20 protein-coding genes are annotated in these 21,602 nt (G+C 67.7%); 11 read left to right on the forward strand and 9 right to left on the reverse strand.

Annotation, left to right across the window (positions count from 1 at the left end; genetic code table 11):
* Positions 1 to 7: 7 nt before the first annotated feature.
* Positions 8 to 550, reverse strand: a complete 543-nt coding sequence (locus tag AC3X7R_RS02585; RefSeq protein ID WP_489963990.1) for a dihydrofolate reductase family protein — start codon at positions 548 to 550, stop codon at positions 8 to 10.
* Positions 551 to 678: 128 nt separating this feature from the next.
* On the opposite strand from AC3X7R_RS02585, the gene gmd reads away from it, so the two are divergent.
* The 3 genes from gmd to AC3X7R_RS02600 all read left to right on the forward strand — a co-directional run bounded on the left by gmd (position 679) and on the right by AC3X7R_RS02600 (position 4,306).
* Positions 679 to 1,692 (forward strand): GDP-mannose 4,6-dehydratase, encoded by a 1,014-nt coding sequence (gene gmd / locus AC3X7R_RS02590; RefSeq protein WP_489963991.1) that lies wholly within the window; start codon positions 679 to 681, stop codon positions 1,690 to 1,692.
* A gap of 7 nt (positions 1,693 to 1,699) precedes the next feature.
* Entirely contained in the window at positions 1,700 to 2,656 is a 957-nt protein-coding gene (locus AC3X7R_RS02595) for a GDP-mannose 4,6-dehydratase (RefSeq protein WP_489963992.1), read from the forward strand.
* A gap of 282 nt (positions 2,657 to 2,938) precedes the next feature.
* Positions 2,939 to 4,306, forward strand: a complete 1,368-nt coding sequence (locus tag AC3X7R_RS02600) for a sugar transferase (protein WP_489963993.1) — start codon at positions 2,939 to 2,941, stop codon at positions 4,304 to 4,306.
* A 9-nt stretch (positions 4,307 to 4,315) separates the two neighbouring features.
* Here the strand turns inward: AC3X7R_RS02600 and rfbA are convergent, their stop codons facing one another.
* The gene (gene rfbA, locus AC3X7R_RS02605; protein WP_489963994.1) at positions 4,316 to 5,182 is read right to left on the reverse strand and encodes a glucose-1-phosphate thymidylyltransferase RfbA; all 867 of its coding nucleotides are present in this window, start codon (positions 5,180 to 5,182) and stop codon (positions 4,316 to 4,318) included.
* Positions 5,183 to 5,229: 47 nt separating this feature from the next.
* Here rfbA and rfbB point away from each other — a divergent pair, with 47 nt between their 5' ends.
* On the forward strand, positions 5,230 to 6,228 hold the full coding sequence (rfbB, locus tag AC3X7R_RS02610) for a dTDP-glucose 4,6-dehydratase (RefSeq protein WP_489963995.1): 999 nt from the start codon (positions 5,230 to 5,232) through the stop codon (positions 6,226 to 6,228).
* 5 nt (positions 6,229 to 6,233) lie between these two features.
* Positions 6,234 to 7,634, forward strand: coding sequence for a sugar nucleotide-binding protein (locus AC3X7R_RS02615; RefSeq protein ID WP_489963996.1), 1,401 nt, complete (start codon positions 6,234 to 6,236; stop codon positions 7,632 to 7,634).
* On the opposite strand, the gene AC3X7R_RS02620 is transcribed toward AC3X7R_RS02615, so the two are convergent.
* The 5 genes from AC3X7R_RS02620 to AC3X7R_RS02640 form a co-directional block, all read right to left on the reverse strand.
* Positions 7,623 to 7,982 (reverse strand): phosphomannose isomerase type II C-terminal cupin domain, encoded by a 360-nt coding sequence (locus AC3X7R_RS02620; protein ID WP_489963997.1) that lies wholly within the window; start codon positions 7,980 to 7,982, stop codon positions 7,623 to 7,625. The two genes, AC3X7R_RS02615 and AC3X7R_RS02620, sit on opposite strands and share 12 nt — an antisense overlap.
* An 84-nt stretch (positions 7,983 to 8,066) precedes the next feature.
* Positions 8,067 to 8,372: a DUF2516 family protein gene (locus tag AC3X7R_RS02625; RefSeq protein WP_489963998.1), complete on the reverse strand. Its 306-nt coding sequence runs from the start codon at positions 8,370 to 8,372 to the stop codon at positions 8,067 to 8,069.
* Positions 8,373 to 8,461: 89 nt separating this feature from the next.
* Positions 8,462 to 9,052 (reverse strand): hypothetical protein, encoded by a 591-nt coding sequence (locus AC3X7R_RS02630; RefSeq protein WP_489963999.1) that lies wholly within the window; start codon positions 9,050 to 9,052, stop codon positions 8,462 to 8,464.
* Positions 9,053 to 9,058: 6 nt separating this feature from the next.
* A complete protein-coding gene (locus AC3X7R_RS02635) occupies positions 9,059 to 9,466 on the reverse strand; it encodes a helix-turn-helix domain-containing protein (RefSeq protein ID WP_489964000.1) in 408 nt (135 codons plus the stop codon).
* A 60-nt stretch (positions 9,467 to 9,526) separates the two neighbouring features.
* A complete protein-coding gene (locus tag AC3X7R_RS02640; RefSeq protein WP_489964001.1) occupies positions 9,527 to 10,507 on the reverse strand; it encodes an asparaginase in 981 nt (326 codons plus the stop codon).
* Positions 10,508 to 10,549: 42 nt separating this feature from the next.
* Between AC3X7R_RS02640 and cysC the strand changes: the two genes are divergently transcribed.
* The 3 genes from cysC to AC3X7R_RS02655 are packed head-to-tail and all read left to right on the forward strand — an operon-like array spanning position 10,550 to position 14,784.
* Positions 10,550 to 12,307, forward strand: a complete 1,758-nt coding sequence (gene cysC, locus AC3X7R_RS02645) for an adenylyl-sulfate kinase (RefSeq protein WP_489964002.1) — start codon at positions 10,550 to 10,552, stop codon at positions 12,305 to 12,307.
* Positions 12,307 to 13,335 carry a sulfite exporter TauE/SafE family protein gene (locus AC3X7R_RS02650; protein WP_489964003.1) on the forward strand — a complete coding sequence of 343 codons (1,029 nt, stop codon included), beginning with the start codon at positions 12,307 to 12,309 and terminating at the stop codon, positions 13,333 to 13,335. The genes cysC and AC3X7R_RS02650 overlap by 1 nt, the downstream gene beginning before the upstream one ends.
* A gap of 36 nt (positions 13,336 to 13,371) precedes the next feature.
* Positions 13,372 to 14,784 (forward strand): tyrosine-protein kinase domain-containing protein, encoded by a 1,413-nt coding sequence (locus AC3X7R_RS02655; RefSeq protein WP_489964004.1) that lies wholly within the window; start codon positions 13,372 to 13,374, stop codon positions 14,782 to 14,784.
* Positions 14,785 to 14,802: 18 nt separating this feature from the next.
* Here AC3X7R_RS02655 and AC3X7R_RS02660 read toward each other — a convergent pair whose 3' ends face one another.
* Positions 14,803 to 16,497: a DUF4012 domain-containing protein gene (locus AC3X7R_RS02660; RefSeq protein WP_489964005.1), complete on the reverse strand. Its 1,695-nt coding sequence runs from the start codon at positions 16,495 to 16,497 to the stop codon at positions 14,803 to 14,805.
* A 145-nt stretch (positions 16,498 to 16,642) separates the two neighbouring features.
* On the reverse strand, positions 16,643 to 17,047 hold the full coding sequence (locus tag AC3X7R_RS02665) for a hypothetical protein (RefSeq protein ID WP_489964006.1): 405 nt from the start codon (positions 17,045 to 17,047) through the stop codon (positions 16,643 to 16,645).
* Between the two features lie 222 nt (positions 17,048 to 17,269).
* Between AC3X7R_RS02665 and cysD the strand changes: the two genes are divergently transcribed.
* The 3 genes from cysD to AC3X7R_RS02680 are packed head-to-tail and all read left to right on the forward strand — an operon-like array spanning position 17,270 to position 20,776.
* On the forward strand, positions 17,270 to 18,184 hold the full coding sequence (cysD, locus tag AC3X7R_RS02670) for a sulfate adenylyltransferase subunit CysD (protein WP_489964007.1): 915 nt from the start codon (positions 17,270 to 17,272) through the stop codon (positions 18,182 to 18,184).
* Positions 18,184 to 19,485, forward strand: a complete 1,302-nt coding sequence (locus AC3X7R_RS02675; RefSeq protein ID WP_489964008.1) for a sulfate adenylyltransferase subunit 1 — start codon at positions 18,184 to 18,186, stop codon at positions 19,483 to 19,485. The genes cysD and AC3X7R_RS02675 overlap by 1 nt, the downstream gene beginning before the upstream one ends.
* Positions 19,486 to 19,504: 19 nt before the next feature.
* A complete protein-coding gene (locus AC3X7R_RS02680) occupies positions 19,505 to 20,776 on the forward strand; it encodes a polysaccharide pyruvyl transferase family protein (RefSeq protein WP_489964009.1) in 1,272 nt (423 codons plus the stop codon).
* Positions 20,777 to 21,602: the final 826 nt, after the last annotated feature.

Consider the following 21,602-nt stretch of genomic DNA (forward strand, 5'->3'; position numbering starts at 1 on the left):
GTCCACCCTAGCGGCGGGGCCCGACCACCTCGTAGCGCGCACAGAGGAAGGCGCCGTTGCGGTCGTGCTCGACCAGCCGCAGGTCGAAGGCTCGCGGGAAGAGCGGCCGTCCGGCGCCGAGCGTCACGGGGGCGATCGAGACCACCACGTCGTCCAGCAGCCCCCGCTCGGCGAACTGGGCGGCCAGGTCTCCCCCGCCGACCACCCACAGGTCACGTCCCTCGGCGGCCGCGACCATGGCGGCGTGCACCTCCTCCACCGGCGCGGCGGTGAAGGTGATCCGCTCGCCGACGGGCTTCAGGTCGCGGTGGGTGAAGACCCAGCTGGGGATCTCGTAGGCCCACTTCTCCCCGGTCCCGGCCATGTGGTCGACGATCCACTGATAGGTGGTGGCGCCCATCGCCAACGCCCCGATGCGGGCATAGAAGTCGTCGTAGTTCATCGGCCCGCGCTCGTCGATCTCCTGCTCGAAGAGCCAGGCCAGCGAGTCGTGCTCGTCGGCGAGGAAGCCGTCGAGGGTGGTGGCGGTGTAGTAGGTCGTGCGGGTCACGGGAGCCCTCCCCTGTCCTGGCAGCCGGACGGCCGCGTGACCAGTGTGTCCACGTGCGCAGACATCTCATCCGCGCAGACGCTCCACCCCCGCGCCCGACTGGGCGTCAGACTGCGAGACTTCTCCGCATGACGCAGCCCGACAACCCCGGTGGCGCGAAGCCGCGTGCCCTCATCACCGGCATCACCGGGCAGGACGGCCTCTACCTGGCCGAGCTGCTGCTGGCCAAGGGCTACGAGGTGCACGGGGTGATCCGCGGGCAGAACAATCCCCGCCGCGAGCTGGTCGAGCAGCTGGTCCCCGACGTGCACCTGCACAACGGGGACCTGACCGACATGTCGAGCCTGATGCGCGCGCTCACTGAGTCGCAGCCGCACGAGGTCTACAACCTGGGGGCGATCTCGTTCGTCGCCTACTCGTGGGAGAACGCCGCCCTCACCACCGACGTCACCGCCAAGGGCGTGCTGACGATGCTGGAGGCGCTGCGTCTGCACACCGGCGACGAGCCTGGGGCGGTGCGGTTCTACCAGGCCTCCAGCTCGGAGATGTTCGGCAAGGTGCAAGAGACGCCGCAGCGGGAGACGACGCTCCTGTGGCCGCGCTCGCCCTACGGCGTGAGCAAGGTCTTCGGCCACTACATGACCATCAACTACCGCGAGTCCTACGGGATGCACGCCTCCTCGGGGATCCTCTTCAACCACGAGTCACCGCGCCGAGGTGAGGAGTTCGTGACCCGCAAGGTCGCCAAGGCGGTGGCCAAGATCCACCTGGGGCTCCAGGACGAGCTGGTGCTGGGCAACCTCGACGCCCGGCGCGACTGGGGGTTCGCCGGCGACTACGTCGAGGCGATGTGGCGGATGCTCCAGCAGGACGAACCCGGCGACTACGTGATCGCCACCGGCGTCTCCCACTCCATTCGCGACCTGGTCGAGATCGCCTTCGGTCACGTGGGGATCGACGACTGGCAGCGCTTCGTGCGCCAGGACGAGCGCTTCCGTCGCCCGGCGGAGGTCGACACCCTCGTCGGCGACGCGACCAAGGCACGCGAGGTGCTCGGCTGGGAGCCCAAGGTGGCGTTCCCGGAGCTGGTCACCATGATGGTCGACGCCGACATCGAGGCCCTCAAGGCCGGCTGGAAGTGACTCGGGGATGACCCGGGCCTTCGTCACCGGCATCGGCGGGCAGGACGGCAGCTACCTGGCGGAGCAGCTGCTCGCGGACGGGGTCGAGGTCCACGCGTTGAACCGCGCGCCGACACGTCCGGCGTACTGCCCTGCCGAGGTGGTCCTCCACCAGGGCGACGTCACAGACCACGAGGGCACCCGGCGGCTCCTGCTCGAGATCGCGCCCGACGAGGTCTACAACCTCGCCGCGATCAGCTCGGTAGCGCGCTCCTGGCAGGAGCCGGAGCTGGTCCAGGCGGTCAACGGTGATGCCGCCGTGGCGCTCCTGGAGTCGGCGCTGGTCCTCCAGGAGGCAACGGGACGCGGCGTGCGCTTCGTGCAGGCCTCCAGCGCGGAGATCTTCGGCTCCCCCGCCACTGCCCCTCAGGACGAGTCCACCCCGATCGCCCCCACCAACCCGTACGGCGAGGCGAAGGCCCTCGCCCACCTGGCGGTCGCCGACGCCCGCGGCCGCGGCCTGCACGCGGTGAGCGCGATCCTCTACAACCACGAGTCGCCACGCCGCCCGGAGACGTTCGTGAGCCGCAAGATCACCCGGACGGTGGCGGCGCTCGCTCGTGGCGAGGCGGACGAGCTGGTGCTGGGCAATCTGGACGCGCGACGCGACTGGGGCTGGGCGCCCGACCACGTCGCGGCGATGGTGCTGGCGGCTCGGCACAGCGTGCCGCAGGATTATGTCGTCGCCACGGGAGAGAGCCACTCAGTGCGGGAATTCGTCGCGGCAGCCTTCGCCGCGGCCCGCATCAGCGACTGGGAACGATGGGTCCGAGTGGACCACTCCCTCGTCCGGAAAACTGACGCAGCAGACCTACGGGGTGACAGTTCTCGTGCCCGCGCAGCGCTCCACTGGCAACCTACTCGTGAGTTCCATGATGTGATCTTTGACATGGTCGCCCACGAATTCGAAGCAGATGCAGAGTGATCATGCCGAATTTTGTGGGATTCCCTACCTAGTACCGGTCAGTAGTGATAGTCAGAGACATGTCATGTGCCGGCGAGTTCGGCGACACTCTGACCGAAGGCTGAAAATTCTCGGGATTCGGCGTAGGGGTTTCCAATGGCACAAGCACGCTCACAGGACGTCATGACAGAGACGCCCGAAGAAAGGATTCCGCGCCCGCGGAACTCACAGCCAAGGCCCGCGCGATGGCGGGTCGGCAACCAGAGCCAGTTCATCCGGTCCATCCCCCACGTCGTCTTCCTCATGGACGCGCTGCTCATCAGCGCCGTGCTCATCTCTGCGGCCTACCTGAGGGACCATGTCGAGTGGGGCTTGGACAGCCACATCACCGGCGATGTCCGCTGGCTCGCTCCCCTGATCGCCTTGGGCTGGCTCGGCGGCGTCTTCTTCGTCGGCGGATATCAGCCAGAGGTCTTCGACGCCGGAATTGACGAATACAAACGCGTCCTCCACGGCACCCTCCTGGCCGCCGCGACCGTCGGAATCGGCTGCTACCTCTTCAAGTACGGCCTCTCGCGCGGTTTCTTCGTGCTGGCGTTCACCTACGGAACCACTGTGCTACTCCTTGGTCGCTACGGGTTGCGGCAAGCGGCCTCTGCGCTTCGGAAGCGCGGACATCTCATGCACAAGGTGGTTATCGCGGGCTCGCGCTCCCACGCCGACGAGCTCGCGCTCAACCTGATCAGGGAACGACGGCTTGGGTATCGCGTGATCGGCGCGGTCACGCCGGCCTATGACATGCACGAGCGGACCCAAAGTGGCATTGCCGTGTTCGGCGACATCGAGGATCTCGCGCGTATCGCCATCGAATCGGGGTCCGACGTGGTCTTCATCGCGGGCGGCGCTTTCGGCACGGCCGGGCAGCTCAAGGAGCTCGCCTGGGCGCTGGAGAATCATCAGATACAGCTCGTGGTGGCGCCGAGTCTCACCGACGTCTCGGGCGAACGCGTGCGTTTCCGTCCCGTGGCGGGATTGCCGCTCATCCACGTCGAGGGGCCTCGCGGCCACTTGGCCACCCGAGGTGGCAAGCGGGTCTTCGACACCTTTGCCTCGCTCTTCCTGATCCTCCTCCTGGGCCCCGTTCTCCTCGGCATCGCGCTGAGGATCAAGCTCCACGACGGCGGCCCGGTGCTCTTCCGCCAGACCCGAACCGGCAGAGACGAGAAGGAGTTCGCCTGCCTCAAGTTCCGCACCATGGTCGTTGATGCCGAGGGGCTTCTGGAGAAGCTCCGCGCCCAGCAGGAGCAAGAGGGTTTTCTCTTCAAGATGAAGGACGACCCCAGGATCACGGGCCCTGGCAAGCTCCTCCGTCGTCTCTCCCTGGATGAGCTCCCCCAGCTCTTCAACGTGCTCCGCGGCGACATGAGCCTGGTCGGCCCTCGGCCGCCGCTTCCGCACGAGGTTGCCAAGTACTCGACCGACATGAGACGACGCCTGCGGGTCCGTCCGGGCATGACCGGTCTCTGGCAGGTCTCCGGGCGCTCTGACCTGTCATGGGCCGAGACGGTGCGGCTCGATCTCTACTACGTGGACAACTGGTCCATGCTTCAGGACCTTGCGATCCTCTGGCGCACGGTCGGCGCGGTGCTCAGTTCCCGCGGTGCCTACTGAGGACGCGCTTCAGCGGTCACCCAGCAGGCCGATGAGGTAGGCGCCGTAGCCGCTCTTGCGGAGAGGCTCGGCCCGCTCGCGCAACTCGTCGTCAGTCAGCCACCCCATTCGCCAGGCGACCTCCTCGGGGGCACCGACCTTGAAGCCCTGCCGGCTCTCGATGGTGCGGACGAAGTTGGAGGCGTCGTTGAGCGAGTCGAAGGTGCCCGTGTCGAGCCAGGCGGTGCCGCGGGGCAGCACCGAGACCTGGAGCCGTCCCTCGTCCAGGTAGCGGCGGTTGAGGTCGGTGATCTCCAGCTCGCCCCGAGGTGACGGCTTCAGCTCCTTGGCGTAGCCGACCACATCGTTGTCATAGAAGTAGAGCCCCGGCACCGCGTAGGAGCTCTTGGGCTCGGTGGGCTTCTCCTCCAGCGAGATGGCTCGGCCCTGGTCGTCGAACTCCACCACGCCGTAGGCGGTGGGGTCGGCGACGTGATAGCCGAAGACCGCCGCGCCCTCGAGCTCGGCGAACTCGGAGAGCTGGTGGCCCACCCCGGTGCCGTAGAAGATGTTGTCGCCCAGCACCAGGCCTGCGGTGTCGGAGCCGATGTGCTCCTCGCCGATCAGGAACGCCTGAGCCAGACCGTCGGGGCTGGCCTGGACGGCGAAGGTGAGGTTGATGCCGAACTGGGAGCCGTCGCCCAGTAGTCGCCGGAACGCCTCCGCCTCGTGCGGGGTGGTGATCACCAGGACGTCGCGGATGCCGGCCAGCATCAGCGTGGTGAGCGGGTAGTAGATCATCGGCTTGTCATAGACCGGCACGAGCTGCTTGCTGATGCCCTGGGTGATCGGGTGCAGGCGCGAGCCGGTCCCCCCGGCCAGGATGATTCCACGCATGCGGGCCACCCTAGGGGTTCCGGGCGCGCCCTCTAGACTCCACGCCCATGAAGCGTCTTCTCGTGACCGGTGGCGCCGGCTTCATCGGCTCCAACTTCGTCCACTACCTCATGGAGCACACGGACGCGACGGTCACGGTGCTCGACAAGCTGACCTACGCCTCCACCAAGGAGTCGCTGGACGGCCTCCCGGACGACCGGGTGGAGCTGGTCGTGGGTGACATCGCCGACGCTGAGGTGGTCGACCCGCTGGTCGCCTCCCACGACGCGGTGGTCCACTACGCGGCCGAGTCGCACAACGACAATTCGCTCCACGACCCCTCGCCGTTCATCCAGACCAACATCATGGGGACGTTCGTCATCCTGGAGGCGGTGCGCAAGCACGGCGTGCGGCTCCACCACATCTCCACCGACGAGGTCTACGGCGACCTCGAGCTCGACGACCCCAAGCGGTTCACCGAGGACACCCCCTACAACCCGAGCAGCCCCTACTCGGCGTCCAAGGCCGCCTCCGACCACCTGGTCCGGGCCTGGGTGCGCAGCTTCGGGGTGCAGGCCACGCTCTCCAACTGCTCCAACAACTACGGGCCGTGGCAGCACATCGAGAAGTTCATCCCGCGCCAGATCACCGAGGTGATTGACGGCCGCCGCCCCAAGCTCTACGGGTCGGGTGAGAACGTCCGTGACTGGATCCACGCCGACGACCACTCCTCCGCCGTCTGGACGATCCTCAACAAGGGCCAGATCGGGGAGACCTACCTGATCGGCGCCGACGGGGAGAAGAACAACCTCGAGGTCGTGCAGTTGATCCTCAAGCACTTCGGTCGCTCCGAGGACGACTTCGAGCACGTCAACGACCGGGCGGGCCACGACCTGCGCTACGCGATCGAGTCCGGCAAGCTGCGCACCGAGCTGGGCTGGGAGCCGAAGTTCCAGAACTTCGAGGACGGGCTGGGCCGCACCATCGAGTGGTACCAGGCCCACCAGGAGTGGTGGCGCCCCGCCAAGGAGGCCACCGAGGCCGCCTATGCGGCGAAGGGGCAGTGACCCTCGTGACCGAGACTGCGCTTCCCTCCCTCGAGACCACGCCCATCCCGGGCCTCGTCGTCGTCCGCCTCGACCTCCGCGAGGACGCCCGAGGCTTCTTCAAGGAGAACTGGCAGCGGGAGAAGATGCTCGCGATCGGGCTCCCCGACTTCGGCCCGGTGCAGAACAACGTCTCCTTCAACTCCGACCGGGGCGTCACCCGCGGCATCCACACCGAGCCGTGGGACAAGTTCATCTCGCTGGCCACCGGCCGGATCTTCGGCGCCTGGGTCGACATGCGCGAGGGCGACACCTTCGGGGCGACCTTCACCCTCGAGATGGACCCCTCGGTGGCGATCTTCGTGCCGCGCGGCGTCGGCAACAGCTATCAGACGCTCGAGGACGACACCGCCTACACCTACCTGGTCAACCAGCACTGGCGGCCCGGCATCACCTACCCGGCCCTGGACCTCGCCGACCCGACCGTGGCGATCCCCTGGCCGATCCCGCTGGACGAGGCGATCATCTCGGAGAAGGACCAGCACAACCCTGCGCTCGACCCGAGCACCGCGATCCCGCGGCAGAAGACGCTGATCATCGGGGCGAAGGGCCAGCTCGGCCGGGCGCTCCAGGCTGATTTCCCGCACGCCGAGCTGGTCGACCTCGACGAGCTCGACGTCACCGACGCCGACGCGGTGGCCGCGTGGCCGTGGGTGGACTACGACCTGGTCCTCAACGCCGCCGCCTACACCGCGGTGGACGCCGCCGAGACCGCCGAGGGCCGGGTGACCGCCTGGGCCGCGAACGCGAGCGCTCCGGCCACCCTGGCGCGCCTGGCACGGGAGCACGGCTTTACGCTCGTGCACTACTCCTCGGAGTACGTCTTCGACGGCACCACGCCGCTCGAGCCGGGTCACGCCGAGGACGAGCCGCTCTCACCGCTGGGGGTCTACGCGCAGTCCAAGGCGGCCGGCGACCTCGCGGTCGGTCTGGCGCCGAAGCACTACCTGCTGCGCACCTCCTGGGTGATCGGCGAGGGCAACAACTTCGTCCGCACCATGAAGTCGCTCGCGGACAAGGGGATCTCCCCCAGCGTCGTGGACGACCAGGTGGGCCGGCTGACCTTCACCAGCGAGCTCTCCCGGGCCACCAAGCACCTGCTGGAGGTCGGTGCCGACTACGGCACCTACAACCTCTCCAACGCGGGCCCGGCGGTCTCGTGGTGCGAGGTGGCGAAGCAGGTCTTCGAGCTGGCCGGGCGCAGTCGCGACGACGTCTCGCCGGTCACCACCGAGGAGTACTACGCCGGCAAGGCGGGCATCTCTCCCCGGCCGCTGCACAGCACCATGGACCTGGCGAAGATCCGCGCCACCGGGTTCGAGCCGGAGGACGCCGCCGAGGCGCTCCGCCGCTACCTAGCTGGCTGACGACTCGTCGTCCCGACCGTAGTCGTCCTCGAGACGGCAGATGTCGTCCTCACCCGTGTAGGCGCCGTGCTGCACCTCGATGATGATGAGCTCTTCCGAGTGGTTGTTGCAGATCCGGTGCGCCGCTCCCTGCGCCACGTCCACTGACTGACCGGGCCCGGCGACGATGGTCTCGCCGTCGACCACGCAGGTCGCGACGCCGAAGATGACGACCCAGTGCTCGGACCGGTGCTCATGCGTCTGGTAGGAGAGTCGCTGACCGGGGAACACGTGAATGCGCTTCACCTTGTAGCCCTGACCGTCATCGATGACGTGCCAGGAACCCCAGGGTCGCTGCTCCGACTCCATGCCCATTGCCTACCTCGTTCCGTGGCGTGAGCCGCGACGTTACCTCAAAGTAACAAGGGAGTTAACCCCTGCCATGGTCTCGGCTCAGCGCCGGGTCACGCTCTGGAGCGCCGGCCGCACGTCGGCGAGGTAGACGAACGCCGCGATGGTGAAGGCGATGTTGATCAGCCCGAGCACCCCGGGCAGCACCAGCGCCGCGACGAAGCCCAGGCCGAGGATCAGGCACCAGGTCACCTTGGTCAGCTTGCCGGCCGCCTCGTAGGCCTCCGCGGAGAACATCAGCGACGTGACGAAGGCGAACCCCTTCACCAGCAGCAGGCCGAGGAAGACGACCAGCATGAGGCCGCCCTGAAACGCGAAGAAGTCCACCGCCTCAGGATACGTGCTCACGCACGGAACCCCGGGCGCGTCCGCGCCCGGGGCTCCGTGTCTGGGCCGTGAGATCAGAAGAGCATCAGCTGCTCCTCGTCACCGTTCCTTCAGTCGCCGACCTTCTTGGCGGCGTCGGTGACGGCGTTGGTCGCCGCGGCCGCGGTCTGAGCCGCGGTGGTGGCGGTGGCCTTGGCCGACGACTTGGTGGTGGAGGCCTTCTTCTTGGCCGGGGTCGACTTCACCGCCTTCTTGGCGGTGCTCTTCGCCGCGGAGCCGGTCTTCTTGGCCTGCGTCGTGGTGGTCTTGGCCTTGGCGCTGGTCGACTTGGCCTGCTTCACGGTCGCCTGGGTGGACTGCTGGCGGCGGATCCGGCCGACGAGCACCTCACCGCGCTTGACCAGCTCGGCGTAGGTCTCGGTGGCGGTGTCGACGTTCTCGTCGAGGAGGGCCTGCACCTTGGCGGGGTAGGTCTTGGCGTCGGCCTGCAGCTCGGAGACGCGCGCCTCGATGCGGGCGCGCAGGGCGTTGAGGTCGAGGTCGAGGCTGGTGACGTCCTTCTGCACCTTCGCGACGCGAGCCTGCACGTCGGCGACGTAGTCACGCACCTTCTCGACGGCGAGGTCGTTGACGCCGACCCCGGCGTAGAAGACCTTCGCGGCCCCGGTCCTGACGTCGAACTTCGTCGTGGTCTTGGCCATGATCGTTCACTCCCTTTCGGTGGATGGAGCCTCGGCGGTCGGAGTCTCCGGCGGTCGAGCTGAGCCCTCCCCGGCGTTGAGCGCCAGGAAGGAGGTGTAGACGTCGAGCAGCGACTGCTTCTGCCGCTCGGTGAGCCTGGGATCGCCCAGGATGGCGGTCTCGGTGGCGCCTTCGTGACCCTCACGCGGGTCGAGGATCCCTGCCTGCACGTAGAGCTGTTCGGACGAGATGCGCAGTGCCTTCGCGATCTGCTGGAGCACGTCGGCCGAGGGTTTGCGCAGACCACGCTCGATCTGGCTGAGATAGGGGTTGGAGACGCCCGCCAGGTCAGCGAGCTGACGGAGCGACAGCTTGGATGCGAGCCGCTGCTCCCTGAGGTACTCCCCCAGCTCCCCTATCTTCCCCTTGGCCACGGCTTCATCGTGCTAGCAATAGTTAGCAGTTGCAAGCACGTCGGGAGTGAGTCACGACACTCACACATTTGGTACGCCGGTGGGCAGGCAGGCGCGGACCTCGCCGACCACCCGCCCGCCGCCGAGCAGCTCGGCTCTCCCGGTCGCCCGGACGGCCTCGCCGTCCACGCCCGGCTCGGCCAGCACGCCCGAGCGCGCGAGTGCCGCCGCCATCACCACCGGTCGCGCGCGGGTGCCCCCGTCGTCGATCTTGAGCGCGAAGGCGCGCCCGTCGGGCAGGGCCACGGCGTAGCAGGCCTCGGCGCCGGCCTTCCCGATCGCGCCGGGGATCGCGGTGAGCAGCGCGGCCTCGTCGCGGGTGGTGCCGGAGATGTAGGTCGGGTGCGAACGGATCGCCTCCGCGACCAAGTGCTCGGGTCCGGAGTCGGCGACGGCGAGGGCCCGGAACGCCCGGGCCAGGCCGGTCAGGGAGGTGGAGAGCAGCGGCGCACCGCACCCGTCGACCGCGACGACCTCGACCGGCTCGCCCGTCAGCTCCGCGAACGTCTCGGCGATGGCGCGCTGCAGCGGGTGCTCGGGAGCGAGGTAGGTCGCGGTGTCCCACCCGCGCAGCACGCAGGTCGCGAGCATCGCGGCGTGCTTGCCCGAGCAGTTCATCAGCAGCGGTGCCGGTTGGGCACCCTGGCGCAGGGCCGTCTCCTTCGTGGCGTCGTCCAACGGGAGGTCGGGCGGGGTCTGCAGCGCGGTCTCGTCCAGCCCTGCACCGGCCAGGATGCGCCGCACCCCCTCGATCTGGAACGGCTCCCCCGAGTGGGAGGCCGAGGCCAGGGCGAGCAGCTCGGGAGGCAGGTCGAGCCCGAGCCTGACCATGGCGAGCGCCTGGATCGGCTTGTTGCACGAGCGCGGCAGGATCTGGCCGGTCACGTCGCCGACCGACCACTCCGCCGAGCCGTCGGCGGCGAGGGCGACCACCGACCCGTGGTGGCGGCCCTCGACGAATCCGGAACGGACGACTTCGGCCACGAGGGCGGGGGTGGACATGTCGGTCAGGCTAACGACCGCGCCTTTGAGAGGATGTCGCGCGTGTCCGCCTCCTCGCCGCCCCAGCACTGCCCCACTCCGGTGGAGCTCGACGACCTCGAGCTCCTCGTCTCGGGGGCGTTCGCGCCCACCACGGGGTTCAACGAGCCGGGGAGTCCGATCACCCTGGCGCTGCCAGCGGCGTTGCAGGACGCCGAGACCGTCGAGCTGGTCGACCCCGAGGGGCTGCCCCTGGCGCGGGTCTCCGGGACCACGGTGGAGCCGCTCACCCACGCCCAGTTCGGGCCGTTCCGCGACCACTACCTCTCCCCGGCGCAGGTGCGGGAGCGCTACGCCGGGCGCACCGTCGTCCCGGTCACCGACGCCCTCACCACCGCCCACCTCGACGAGCTGGCGGGGCTCGGGCCGGTGCTGCTCCTCGCCCTCGCCGGCGCGGGCACCCCGGCCCTCTCCCCCGTCGCCCTGGTCCGCGTCACCCTGGCCGCCGCCGCGCTGCTCCGGGACGCGGTCGTCGCGGTCGTCCCGTTCGCCTCGCACGGCGACGCCGACCTCGACCACGAGCTCGGCGTGCGGGTGGTCGACAACTACGCCCAGGGCGACCCGGTCCACGGTCTCGCCGCCCCTTCGGACGACGACTACCCCGACGAGATCGCGGCGATCGTCGAGTTCGACCGTCCCGAGCCCGGACGGCAGGGGCTCGTCCTCTTCTTCACCGGCCTCTCGGGCAGCGGCAAGTCGACGCTGGCCCGCGCGCTGACCGACCGGATCCTGGAGCAGGGCACCCGGACCGTCACCTCACTGGACGGCGACGTGGTGCGCCGCAACCTCTCGGCCGGGCTCGGCTTCTCCAAGGAGGACCGCGAGACCAACATCCGCCGCATCGGCTGGGTGGCCGCCGAGATCGCCCGCCACGGCGGCGTCGCCGTCTGCAGCCCCATCGCCCCCTTCGACTCCACCCGGCAGCAGGTGCGCGAGATGGTCGAGGAGGCCGGCGGGGAGTTCTTCCTCATCCACGTCGCAACCCCCCTGGAGGAGTGCGAGCGGCGGGACCGCAAGGGCCTCTACGCCAAGGCGCGCCGCGGCGAGATCCCGGAGTTCACCGGCATCTCGTCGCCCTATGAGGAGCCGGCGGACGCCGCCGTCCGGGTGGACACCACCGGCCGGACCATCGACGACGCCCTCGACGACGTGCTCCGCGGGCTCGCAGCTTCCGGTCACCTCGTCCTGAGCGGCGGGCCGTCGCCCGATGCGGCTGCGGTCGCACCCGCCGAGGAGCCGCTGAGGGTGCTCTTCGTCTGCACCGCCAACATCTGCCGGTCGGCGTACGCCGAGGTCACCGCTCGGCGGCTCGTGGCCGGCCGCACCGACGTCGAGTTCACCAGCGCCGGCACGCACGGGCACGACAGGGAGCCGCTCGACGCGGAGATGGCCGCCGTCCTCGCCGAGGGCACCGCGCACGACACCTTCGCCAGCCGTCCGCTCTCCCGCGATCTGGTCGCCGATGCCGACCTCATCCTCACCGCCGAGAGCAGCCACCGGGGCTTCGTGCTCGAGGAGCACCCGGAGGCCTTCCGCAAGGTCTTCACCCTGGGCCAGTTCGCGGAGGCCGCGGCCGCCAGCGACCTGCGCGGCCGCGCGCTCATCGAGGAGCTCGGTCGGCGGCGCAGCGCGCCGGAGGCCGCGCTCGACATCCCCGACCCCTACCGGCGCGGCGCCGACGCGGCCCGCGCCTGCGCCGACCTCATCGACCGCCACCTCGGCGTGGTGATCCCCGCGCTGACCGAGACCCAGGACTCCTGATGGACTGGCTCAGCGGAGACGTCCTCACCGGGGCCTTCTTCTCGATCCTGGCGGCCGGCTTCATCGTCGGGATCGTCGTCGGCCTGACCGGGATGGGCGGCGGGGCGCTGATGACCCCCGCCCTGATCTTCCTGGGCGTCGGGGAGACCGCGACGGTCGTCACCGCCGACCTTACCGCGGCCGCGGTCTACAAGACCGGCGGCGCGATCGTGCACAAGCGCGAGGGCTCCCCCAACATGCGGCTGGCCCTGTGGCTGGTGATCGGCTCGGTGCCCACCGCGCTGCTCGGGCCCTACCTGGTCTCGTGGTTCACCGACAGCCCCGAGCAGCTCGACCGGACGCTCAAGCTATGCATCGGCTTCGCGCTGCTGCTGGCGGCGCTCACCTACGCGCTGCGTCTCTACATCAACCTTCTCCGCGTCCGCGCCGGCAACCACGTGGTCGACGACAACCCGGTGATCCGTCCCGTGCCCACCCTGCTGGTCGGCATGGCCGGGGGCCTGCTCGTCGGCGTCACCAGCGTGGGCTCCGGCTCGGTCATCATGATCTCGCTGCTGATGCTCTATCCCGGACTGTCGGCGGTGAAGCTGGTCGGCACCGACCTGGTGCAGGCGGTGCCCCTGGTGCTGGCGGCCGCCATCTCCAACATCGCCATCCACGGCCTCGACTGGGGCATCCTGATCCCGCTGGTCCTCGGCTCGGTGCCCGGCACCATCCTCGGCAGCAAGCTGGCGCCGCGCGTGCCGCAGTCGCTGATCCGCCGCGCGATTGTGGTGGTGCTGACCATGTCGGGGGTCGCACTGCTCGACAAGGCGGGCTGGGCGCCCCTGGGGGCCGGCGAGGACGAGACCTCGCCCATGCTGGTCGCCGCGGTCGGGCTGGTCATGGTGGTGCTGGTGCCGCTCATCTGGGGTCTCATCCGCAGGACCACCGGGCTGCCGATGTTCGGCTCGCCGACGGTCGCGCAGCTGGAGGACCCGTCGTACCGTCCCGGCCTGGTTGGCATGAAAAAGGACCCCGGCAGTTAGGCTGTCCCCTCCGGTCGGCTGACACTAAGGGGAAGTGTGGAACTCCGCGACTACTGGCGCATCGTCCAACGCCGCTGGATGTTCATTCTCGGAACCGTCGCCGTCTGCCTGGGCGTCGCCGCACTCCTGACGCTCAACGCGACCCCGCAGTATTCGTCGAGTGCGCGACTCTTCGTCTCCACCAGCCAGTCGGACACCTCGCAGGCCTACCAGGGCAACCTCTTCGCCACCCAGCGGGTCGCCTCCTACGCCGACCTGGTCGGTGGACGCGAGCTCGCCGAGGTGGTGGGGCAACGCCTCGACCTGGACGAGGACGAGATCAGCGGCCTCCCAGATCGGGTGACCGCCAGCGTGGTGCCGGAGACGGTGATCCTGTCGATCACCGCGACGGATCCCGACCCCCGTGCCGCGCAGAACTTGGCCCAGGCCTATGTGGAGGAGCTTCAGGACCTGATCCGGGAGCTGGAGACCCCGTCGGGCGAGGACATGGCGGCTCCCATCAAGGCGACGGTGGTCGACGACGCCTCGTTCGACGACGACCCCGTCTCCCCGCAGCCTCTCCGCAACTACGGCCTCGCCAGCGTCCTCGGCCTCCTCCTCGGGCTCGGGATCGCCGTGCTCCGCGAGGTGCTCGACAACACCGTGAAGACGAGCGAGCAGGCCACCGCAGCAGGCAACGCGCCGGTGCTCGGCTCGATCACCTTCGACAGCGCCGCCCCCAAGCGCCCGCTGATCACCTCGCTCGAGCCGCACGCGCCTCGGGTGGAGGCCTTCCGGGTGCTGCGCACCAACATGCAGTTCGTCGACGTCGACCAGGACGGCGGCCGCGTCTACGTCGTCTCCAGTTCCGTGCCCGGCGAAGGCAAGACCACCACCTCGGCCAACCTCGCCCTGGCCATGGGCCAGACCGGCTCCAAGGTCGTGGTGGTCGAGGCGGATCTGCGCCGCCCGCGTCTCGCGTTGGCGCTCGGGCTCGACAACACGATCGGGCTGACCACCGCGCTGGTGGGCAAGGTCTCGCTCGACGACGCCCTCCAGGAGCACGAGTCCGGCATCACCGTCCTGCCCAGCGGCGCCGTCCCACCGAACCCGTCGGAACTCCTCCAGTCGCACGCCATGGCGGAGCTGCTGGCCTCCCTGCGCTCGCGCTTCGACCTGGTGATCCTGGACGCGCCGCCCCTGCTGCCCGTCACCGACGCCGCGCTGATCGCCGCGCAGGCGGACGGTGCGCTCCTCGTCGCCCGGCACGGCAAGACCACCAAGGACCAGCTGGCCCACGCGGTCGAGCGCCTGGACGCCGTCGGCGCCCGGACCGTGGGCCTGGTCCTCAACATGGTCCCGCGGCGCAAGGGCCTGGGGAGCTACGGCTACGGGTATGGCTACGGCTACGCACCCGACGTCGAGGTGCAGCCCAAGCAGGGACGGAAGACCGCCAAGGCTTCCGCCTGACGAAGGCTTCCGCCCGGTTCAGCAGGCCGAGTCGAAGGAGGTGTCGGCGTCTCCGGAGACGATGCTCGGCGTCACTCCCACGACGCCGTCTCCCGTCTGTCCCGCACCCGTCGTCATCCGCCAGGTGACGTCGACATTGTCGGTCGGCGTGAGCAGGGCGACCATCGACGCCACCGGCCGCCCGTTGAGCTCGACCGTCTCCACGTCGACCGGCTCCCCGTCGAACCTGACGTCCGAGATCTTGCCGCCGACGGGCCCATAGACCCGTGTCACGACGAGCTGGGAACCAGCGTCGGTGCCGTAGGTCCCCCCACCGGAGATGTAGATGGGAAGGTCTTCCACCTCGGCCCGCGAGATGGTGGATCCGAGCCGCAGCGACCCGGCGAGACCCTGCCGGTCTCCGGTGCAGGACTCCGCACGGACCTTCACGCTGTGCCGCAGGTAGTAGGACATCTTGGAGCCGGTGGCGTCGTCCAGGGTCACGTCGACCACGGGCACCTCCGGCTGCTGGGACGTCAGTTCGCCAGCGACGGCAGTCCCCGCCAGCTTCTCCTGATCCGCTTCCACGAACGAGTGCACGAGGAAGCGCCCCTCTCGGCCGGCGCGGCCGAACCCAGCGGCCAAGTCCATCGGCGACTCAGGGTCGCCGGTCACTGCGTCGAAGATCGCGACGGCCATCGCCTGGAACCGGGCGTCCTGGGCAGCCGGGTCTTCGAGGTCGCGGTAGGTCTGGTGGAGCAGCTCGTCGACCGCGTTGTCCGCATCGATGGTCACCCCACCAGCGGAGACCGGTCCCGTCCCCTTGAGCAGGTAGGAGAGGGCGACGGTGTCGAGGCTGAGGACGCCGTCGAGCTCGGTGTCACGGCCGTCCTCGAAGTGCGCGCGCCACAGGTCGGCAGCGCGCGGGAAGTGCGGCGTGAAGTTCGCGTCGTGCCAGTAGGTGCCAAGCTGCACGTCGTAGATCTCCCGCTCCGCCGGGGTGAGCCGCAGCACGGGAGCGTCCCGTTCGGGGAAATCCGAGGTGGAGCCCTGCTCGACCATCGCGATGCGACCATCATCGGTCCGCAGATGTGCCCAGGCACCCGGCAGGCCTCCGCCGGCGCGGATCTCGGCGTTGTTCTGGAAGACCACCAGGTAGTCCCGCGAGCCTGACCCGCCGAGCATGCCCGGCAGGAGCTCGGTCGCGGTGGTCGCGGCACCGAAGCCGCGGTCGGCACTTGTCACCAGGTCGGCGTACTCCTCGAAGGGATCACGCAGCGCCGAGACGAAACCGTCGCTGTCGACCTCGGAGACGTCGTCTGCCGCGTCCGCGAGAGCCGTAGCCGCCTCCTGGACCGGGGCCCCGAGCGCGCTCACTGCCGACAGGCTCACCCCGTTGCCGCCGCTCACCTCCCGCAAGAGCTCCGAGGTCTCGAGCAGGGGAGGCACCGCATCAACCGCGAGGGTCTCGAGCGAACGCGCCAGTGCGCGCACACCGCGTGCGTCGTCGCCGAAGACCGGAAGATATCCAGCGACACGCCAGACGACACCGTCGGCTCGACTTCTCGCCGCGGTGCTGGAGTGCTCGAGGTCGGCCGCGGCAGGCTCTGCCGCGGCCGGGTCGTCGCCTTGTATCGCCGCCTGCAGGTCGCGCGCGTCACCCTCGGCGGCGTCGAGGTCGCCCTTGAGCTGCCAGCCGACCCAGGCGCCGTACCCCACCATCAGCAGAAGCACGAGAAACAGGAGTCCTAGGGCGCGGCGCAGGGGGAACACTCACAATTCCTTCGTCGGGGGTAGAGACGGAGTTCAGCGTAGGCAGAAGGCCCCGTCTCCCGAGGGAGACGAGGCCTTCTGAGACGCTCAGAAAAGAGCGATCAGGTCAGCGAGCGCCGACCTTGAAGTTCACGGTCTCGCGCGAGTTCTTGTAGACCGAGTTCTTGGCGGACTTGAACTTCACGGCGACCTTGTACTTGCCGCGCGGGAGCTTGCCGATGCCGAACGTGCCCGAGCTGCTGTACTTGCGGGTGATCGTCTTGACCTTCTTGCCGTTGGGCTTGCGCACCACGAAGGTGATCTTGCCCTTGGCCTTGGCGTTGCCGACAGTCGCGATGTTGATCTTGAACCGCACCGGCTTGCCGGGGGTGATCACGTTGGGAACCTTGGGCTTCACGACGGTCTCGACGCTGGGCGGGTAGGGCGCGGCGGTGGCGGTGGTCGCGGCGCCGACAAGGCCGGCGGCGGTCAGGAGGCCAGCGGTTGCGGCACCGGCGATGAGCTTCTTCATGTGTACGTCTCCCCCATGTGAAAGGCGTCAGAGTTCATTGATATTGGAAGGTCTGAGCGTGACCCTACGTGACGGGATTGGATCGTGCACATCACTAGCGCTATCTGGACACAACGTCACCCAGAGTTAACAACTGGCCCACCCTCGGACGGGGATGTCTGGGTCCTCCGGGGGCGGGGCTAGCATGTGGGCTGCTGTTCCGACGAGAGGCGCTAGTCAGTCATGACCCACACCCACGCCGACTACCAACTGAGTCAGCTCGACCAGCTGGAGGCGGAGTCGATCCACATCTTCCGCGAGGTCGCCGCGGAGTTCGAGAAGCCGGTGCTGATGTTCTCCGGCGGCAAGGACTCCATCGTGATGATGCGGCTGGCAGAGAAGGCCTTCTTCCCCGCGAAGATCCCCTTCCCCGTCCTCCAGGTCGACACCGGCCTGGACTTCGACGAGGTGCTCTCCACCCGCGACAACTGGGTCAACCGCCTCGGCGTGCGGCTCATCGTGGCGAGCGTCGACGAGGCCATCGCGAGCGGCGTCGTCGTCGACGACGGCAAGACCTCGCGCAACCGCCTCCAGATCGGCACCCTGCTCCACGCCATCGAGGAGGGCGGCTTCACCGCCGCCTTCGGTGGCGGCCGTCGCGACGAGGAGAAGGCCCGCGCCAAGGAGCGCGTCTACTCCCACCGCGACGAGTTCGGCCAGTGGGACCCCAAGATGCAGCGCCCCGAGCTGTGGAGCCTCTACAACGGGCGCATCCACCCGGGTGAGCACATGCGCATCTTCCCGATCTCCAACTGGACCGAGCTCGACGTCTGGCACTACATCGACCGCGAGGGCATCGAGATCCCGTCGATCTACTTCGCCCACGAGCGCGAGGTCATCAAGCGCGACGGCATGTGGCTGAGCCTCTCCGACGCCGTCCAGCCCAAGGGCAACGAGACGGTCGAGAAGAAGATGGTCCGCTTCCGCACGGTGGGCGACAAGTCGCAGACCGGCTGCGTGGAGTCGACCGCGGTCACCACGGCCGAGATCATCGACGAGATCGCCATCGCCCGGGTCACCGAGCGCGGCGCGACCCGTGGTGACGACCGATTCTCCGAGGCGGCCATGGAAGACCGCAAGAAGGAAGGCTACTTCTGATGAGCCCCGAGATCTCTCCCGTCGCCGAGAAGCACGAAGGACGGGCCTCGATGGACCTGCTCCGCTTCGCCACCGCCGGCTCGGTCGACGACGGCAAGTCGACGCTGATCGGGCGCCTGCTGCTCGACTCGAAGTCGATCTTCGAAGACCAGCTCGAGGCCGTCGAGGCGTCGTCGCAGTCCAAGGGCTACGACTACACCGACCTGGCGCTGCTCACCGACGGGCTTCGCTCGGAGCGCGAGCAGGGCATCACCATCGACGTCGCCTACCGCTACTTCGCCACCCCGAGCCGCAAGTTCATCATCGCGGACACGCCGGGACACATCCAGTACACCCGCAACATGGTCACCGGCGCCTCCACCGCCGACCTGGGTCTGGTGCTGGTCGACGCCCGCCACGGGCTGACCGAGCAGTCGCGTCGTCACGCGGTGCTGCTGTCGCTGCTGCGGGTGCCGCACCTCGTGCTGGCAGTCAACAAGATGGACCTCGTCGACTGGGACGAGGCCGTCTACGAGCGGATCCACCACGAGTTCACGACCTTCGCCACCAAGCTCAACATCCCGGACCTCGAGGTCATCCCGATCTCGGCGCTCAACGGCGACAACGTGGTGACCCGCAGCGAGAACACGCCCTGGTATCACGGGCCGACGCTGATGCACCACCTCGAGCACGTGCACGTGGCCTCCGACCGCGACCTCGTCGACGTCCGCTTCCCCGTGCAGTACGTGGTGCGCCCGAAGTCGGACGCCTTCCACGACTACCGCGGCTACGCCGGCATGGTCGCCGGCGGCGTGCTGAAGAAGGGCGACGAGGTCATCGTGCTGCCCAGTGGCATGACGTCGACCATCGAGGCGATCGACCTCTTCGACAAGGAGATCGACCAGGCCTTCCCGCCCATGTCGGTCACCATCCGTCTGGCCGACGACGTGGACGTGAGCCGCGGCGACATGATCGCCCGGGTCAACAACGCGCCGAAGCCCAGCCAGGACATCGACGCGATGATCTGCTGGATGACCAACGAGCCGCTGCGGCCACGCCAGAAGCTGGCCATCAAGCACACCACTCGCACGGGGCGCGCCATGGTCAAGGACATCCAGTACCGCTTGGACGTCAACAGCCTGCACCGCGACCAGGACACCAAGGAGCTCGGGCTCAACGAGATCGGTCGTGTGCAGCTGCGCACGACGGTGCCGCTGCTGTGCGACCCGTACGCGAAGAACCGGACGACTGGGTCCTTCATCCTGATCGATGAGGCCACCGGAGTCACCGTTGGCGCGGGGATGATCAACACCGGTTCATAGGGATACTCGGAAGGTCGCCATGAACCTCCAACGCATCGTAATGGTCGGAAGCGCCAACAACTCCTCCAACCTGGGGGACGAATGCATGTGGGAAGCGGCTGCTGGAATAGTTCGGGCCCAGTACCCGGGCTTGGAGATTGTGACAGACGGTCAGCACCCCTCCCAGTGGGATGTGCCGGTATCCAACGTCAAGGTCCACCCCTTTCTATACCCGGCACTTCAGCGCGGCGAACGATTCTTTCCAGGCAGGGAAAATCCGTCCATACCTCACAAACTGGTTAGTCGGCCGTTCCGGATTCGCGCAGCACAGAAGATACTTGAGAATGAGCTGGCTGGAACATCCACGTCCTCGCTCGCCCGCGAATGGGAGGAACTCGTAGCCCACAGTCAGGGCTTGATATTCACGGGGGCTGGCGCGATTACCGACGACTACGCAATTCACGGCGTCTACTCATGGAGGCTTCTCACGGAGTACGCAGTCCGTCACAATGTACCAATAGCTTTTCTGGGCCAAGGCGTAGGACCTCTTGCTCATCCTCTGCTACGTGCAAACGCGTCCGCCATGCTCAACTTGGCCGAGGTAGTGCGCGTGCGCGAGAGGCCTTCCCTCGCGGTGGTCGAGTCTCTGGGTGTCGGTCACGCCCAGGTGGAAGGCGACTGGGCACTTCTGCTGACGCCCACAGACACGGATCGGCAGACAGCAGTCAAAGCACTAAGAGCAAGTGGTATCGCTGGCAGATTCCTGGCCGTCTCGTTGCACAAGCGGGCCAACTTCAGCTCCCAGCAAATGGAGGAGTACGCAAGCCTCATCATTGAGCTACAGGCCCGCGCATCGACACGAGGCTTGGAGCTCCTGTTTGTCCCCAACATGACGCGCGGAAGATATTCAGACGATCGTGCCACTGCGCGCGACATCCTTGACCGGACAGGGCTCGGACCCAGCGCCATGCGAATCCTTGAGACACCTCTCTCTGCAGCTTCCACTAAAGCGCTTCTTGGGCTCGCCGACTCCGTTATAACGAGTCGCTATCACCCACTGATATTCGCAATGTCTGAGGGCGTACCAACTATCGGCGCGTCGTTGGATGAGTACTACGACCAGAAGCTCGAGGGAGCATCCTCGCAGTTCGGCGTCCACGGCAATGTAGCGCGGATTGCAGAACTCCTGGATAGTTTGGACAGTCGGCTCGCTTCGCTGGAGTCAATTCGTCCTCGACCGATTAATCAGGAGCGCACGCAATCAATGCGCGATGGCTTGCTAGACTTTCTCAATCGCGCTCTTCAGCTTTGACCCCATTGGCTGATCACAACCGCCGCGAGATTGAGTTAGACACTGCTTTAAGCAGCGTGAGACACACCAAAGTTTGACCGATTACAGCTCCCCACACAGCACCGGTGAGACCCCAGCTCCAGATCCCGACGCCTACGACGAGTAGTTGCGGGACCACCGTGATCAACCTCGCCCTGACCAATAGGGCGGTGCGTGCAGCCAGGCGCAAGCTGATCTCACAACCGAGACTAATCGCAGCTAGGAATCCGGCTATCGCAATCGGAATCAATGCTGGTTCTGCCTTCGCCCACGACTCACCCAGAAGTGCTGATCCCAACTTGTCACTTCCAACGAAGAACACCACACAGAGGCTGCCAAAGACTGTCGCCTGAATAGCGATCCAACGCCACATCTCCCGGCACGCTGCCCGCGCGGTAGATGAACGTGCCAAGAAAACGGGGAATAGTGCCTGCGGCACCTGCTGGGCAACCGCAACCAAAGACTGCGCGCCGCGATACCCAGCTAACGCGCCCGCTCCGCTTGTAGCACCCAGTAGACCGACAGGACCGATCCAAGTGAGCGATTGGATCGCGAACGACGTGCCTGTATGCTTCCACTCTGCACGATAGGTCTTATACGCGCAGGCTAGGGCTGGGAAAGACGGGAAAATTGACCGTCTTAAGCTCACCCCCCCCACCATGGTCGAGACCAGGCCCACTCCGGCCCATGGAACCCATGCGCTCGACTGAGTGATATCGGCGGTTAACGCGATGGAGCATCCCATTATCAGGACCAGACATCCCAGGTACCCGCTCACGTGGTTTCGACGTCGTGCTTGGAACTCAAG

It is taken from the genome of Nocardioides sp. Z22_16 (assembly GCF_058134365.1).

What these genes read in the sequence shown, in the direction of transcription:
- gmd (WP_489963991.1), top strand. Translation starts at nt 679, where the DNA reads ATGACGCAGCCCGACAACCCCGGTGGCGCGAAGCCGCGTGCCCTCATC.
- AC3X7R_RS02675 (WP_489964008.1), top strand. Translation starts at nt 18,184, where the DNA reads ATGAGCCCCGAGATCTCTCCCGTCGCCGAGAAGCACGAAGGACGGGCC.
- AC3X7R_RS02665 (WP_489964006.1), bottom strand. Translation starts at nt 17,047, where the DNA reads ATGAAGAAGCTCATCGCCGGTGCCGCAACCGCTGGCCTCCTGACCGCC.
- rfbB (WP_489963995.1), top strand. Translation starts at nt 5,230, where the DNA reads ATGAAGCGTCTTCTCGTGACCGGTGGCGCCGGCTTCATCGGCTCCAAC.
- rfbA (WP_489963994.1), bottom strand. Translation starts at nt 5,182, where the DNA reads ATGCGTGGAATCATCCTGGCCGGGGGGACCGGCTCGCGCCTGCACCCG.
- AC3X7R_RS02620 (WP_489963997.1), bottom strand. Translation starts at nt 7,982, where the DNA reads ATGGAGTCGGAGCAGCGACCCTGGGGTTCCTGGCACGTCATCGATGAC.
- AC3X7R_RS02680 (WP_489964009.1), top strand. Translation starts at nt 19,505, where the DNA reads ATGAACCTCCAACGCATCGTAATGGTCGGAAGCGCCAACAACTCCTCC.
- AC3X7R_RS02595 (WP_489963992.1), top strand. Translation starts at nt 1,700, where the DNA reads ATGACCCGGGCCTTCGTCACCGGCATCGGCGGGCAGGACGGCAGCTAC.
- cysD (WP_489964007.1), top strand. Translation starts at nt 17,270, where the DNA reads ATGACCCACACCCACGCCGACTACCAACTGAGTCAGCTCGACCAGCTG.
- AC3X7R_RS02630 (WP_489963999.1), bottom strand. Translation starts at nt 9,052, where the DNA reads ATGGCCAAGACCACGACGAAGTTCGACGTCAGGACCGGGGCCGCGAAG.
- AC3X7R_RS02600 (WP_489963993.1), top strand. Translation starts at nt 2,939, where the DNA reads ATGGACGCGCTGCTCATCAGCGCCGTGCTCATCTCTGCGGCCTACCTG.
- AC3X7R_RS02650 (WP_489964003.1), top strand. Translation starts at nt 12,307, where the DNA reads ATGGACTGGCTCAGCGGAGACGTCCTCACCGGGGCCTTCTTCTCGATC.
- AC3X7R_RS02640 (WP_489964001.1), bottom strand. Translation starts at nt 10,507, where the DNA reads ATGTCCACCCCCGCCCTCGTGGCCGAAGTCGTCCGTTCCGGATTCGTC.